3 protein-coding genes are annotated in these 1,460 nt (G+C 68.0%); all 3 read left to right on the forward strand.

What is annotated here, in order from left to right; genetic code table 11:
- A partial coding sequence (locus tag RT567_RS16790) for an FAD-dependent oxidoreductase (RefSeq protein WP_313577328.1) occupies positions 1 to 257 on the forward strand: 257 nt, incomplete at its 5' end.
- A gap of 33 nt (positions 258 to 290) precedes the next feature.
- Entirely contained in the window at positions 291 to 710 is a 420-nt protein-coding gene (locus RT567_RS16795) for a DUF6491 family protein (RefSeq protein ID WP_313577329.1), read from the forward strand.
- A gap of 168 nt (positions 711 to 878) precedes the next feature.
- The coding region (locus tag RT567_RS16800) for an efflux RND transporter periplasmic adaptor subunit (RefSeq protein WP_313577330.1) at positions 879 to 1,460 on the forward strand (582 nt) is incomplete at its 3' end.

Genomic DNA, 1,460 nt, shown 5'->3' on the forward strand with positions numbered 1-1,460 from the left:
TGGACCAGGCGCCCGCCGAGGCGCGCAGCCGCCGCGTCGCCGTGCGCGCGACAACGCCGGACCGCCTGCCGCTGTGCGGAGAATGGAAGAGCGGGCTTCATGTCCTGACCGGCCTGGGTTCGCGCGGTTTCTGCGTCGCCCCCCTGTTGGGCGAGCACCTGGCGGCGACGATCATGGAGCGGGCGTCGCCTGTTCAGCGCGATCATGGGCGTCGCTTGAGCCCTTCGCGTCATGACAACGTCGCTGAAGACCGCTAAGGTCGGATACCGACGATCAGCAAAGGACTCGCCATGGCCCGCCGCACCTCCCTCGCCGCCTGTACGGTCATGGCCATGAGCCTGGGCGCCGTCGCCTGCGCGCCCCAGACGAACGGCGCCTCCTCGGTGCAAACGGCCTCATCGACGGCCGCCCCGTGCTTCTATCCCGACCAGGTCCGCAACTTCCGGTCGGATGATCGCTCCAACATCTATTTCGACACGGGCCGTGGGCGAATTTATCAGGCTCAGGCGACCGGCGTGTGCCAGGATCTGGACTTCGCCATGTCCATGACTATTCGCCCGGAAAGCACCGGGAAATCGCGTCTTTGCGCAGGCGACTCAGCGCTGCTGAGAGTTCGGGGCATGGGCATGGGCGGCCCGTGCCGCGTCCGTGTCGTCAAGGCTCTGACCGAAGCCGAAGTCGCCGCCTTGCCCTCACGGGAACGTCCCTGAGCCGACGGTGCGGCAGCCGGTCGCAGCTTGGATTACATCTCTGTAATTGCGAATGAGTCGTTTGAGCGCGGATCAACGAACGAGTAAGTAGCGTTGCTATGCCCGCGACGCCGGACAGAAGGTTGGCGCGCGCCTGACTGTACGCTCAACCTCCCAGGATATCCGCACGTGGCGATCTCTCGACGCTTTCCGGCCCGGCTGACCGTCAGCCTGGCCCTCGCTCTGGCTACAAGCCTGACCCTGGCCGCCTGCGGCGGACACGGGGATGACAAAGACAAAAAGGACGGCGCCTCGCGCCAGACCGTCAGCGCGACGACGGCGACCTCGGTCGCCCTGCCCCGCACCGTGGTCGCCTCGGGCACCGTCTCGGCCTGGGAAGAGGTGCCGGTCGCCGCCGAGACCGGCGGACTGACAGCGACGATCCTCTATGTCGACGAAGGCTCCTATGTCCGCCAGGGTCAGCCCCTGGTGCAGATGAACGACGTCCTGTTGCGCGCCCAGGTGCGCCAGCAGCAGGCGGCCGTGCAGACGGCCGAAGCCAACGTCGCCCGCGATGACGCCGCCCTGGCGCGCGCGCAGGAACTGAAGACGCGCGGCTTCCTGAGCCAGGCGTCGCTGGACACGGCCCTGGCCAATCAGCGCGCCTCGGCGGCCAATCTGGCCTCGGCGCACGCCGCCCTCGCCGAGACCCAAACCCGCCTGTCGCAGGCCACCATCCGCGCGCCCGTCAGCGGCCTGATCATCAGCCGT

This window comes from Brevundimonas sp. (genome assembly GCF_032107865.1).
In the GTDB taxonomy this organism is placed as follows: Bacteria; Pseudomonadota; Alphaproteobacteria; order Caulobacterales; family Caulobacteraceae; genus Brevundimonas.